The organism is Aliarcobacter vitoriensis (assembly GCF_003316695.1).
GTDB classification, from domain to species: Bacteria; Campylobacterota; Campylobacteria; order Campylobacterales; family Arcobacteraceae; genus Aliarcobacter; species Aliarcobacter vitoriensis.
The window spans coordinates 1-863 of the sequence record NZ_PDKB01000047.1 but is presented as its reverse complement, the minus strand read 5'-3'; the positions used below and the strand labels follow the sequence as shown (position 1 = coordinate 863).

General features: G+C 30.1%; 1 protein-coding gene. It reads left to right on the top strand.

Annotated elements, in window-relative coordinates; all coding sequences use genetic code 11:
• A partial coding sequence (locus tag CRU91_RS12065; protein WP_371317930.1) for a TonB-dependent siderophore receptor occupies positions 1 to 863 on the top strand: 863 nt, incomplete at both ends.

Sequence of the window (863 nt, the reverse complement as noted above, 5' to 3'; positions counted from 1 at the left end):
AATATTCAAATAGATGGAGCGATGAGTTCAAGTAATCATAGTTATGAGAAGGGTAATGAAAGCATAGATAGTGCAATTTATGATTCTATAAGCATTGTAAGAGGTGCAACAGGACTTTTAACAGGTGCTGGAGATCCTAGTGGAAGTATAAATTTAGTACGAAAAAAACCAACAAAAGATTTTCAAGCATCTTTAGAAACTCAAGCAGGAAGATGGGATAAATATAGAGGTGTTGCTGATATTGGTGGTGGATTTAATAAAGATGGTTCAATTCGTGGAAGATTTATAGCACTACATAATGAAGGTGGATATTTTAATCCAATTTTAGAAAAACAAAATAGTACTTTATATGGAGTGCTAGAAGCTGATTTAGGTGATTCAACTACAATATCAGCTGCTTGGGAAAGAGCAGAAGCAAAAAATAATGGTGTGGGAGGAGGAAGTGTACCTAGATTTTTTCGAGATACATCTTCGAATATAATTGGATTGTCAAATTTTGATAAATATACTTGGATAATATCAGATTGGACAAATATTGAAACTACTAAAGATACTTATACTTTAGCTTTAAATCATCATATCAATGATTCTTGGAAAATAGATACAACTTACCATTACAAGGAATATGATCTTAAGAGAAAATCTGGTATTTGTATTTACTCTGATGGCACTAATTGTACTGCTACTAGTAATTACGATAATATAAAAGAAAAAGATAAAAATCATTCATTAGATATAAAACTAAATGGTAGTTTTGAACTATTTGGTCAAACTCATGATTTAGTAGCTGGATTTAATGGACAAAAAAGCAAAAGTCCTTATACATCTCTTAATAAATCAAATATATCTCTACAAGATATTAA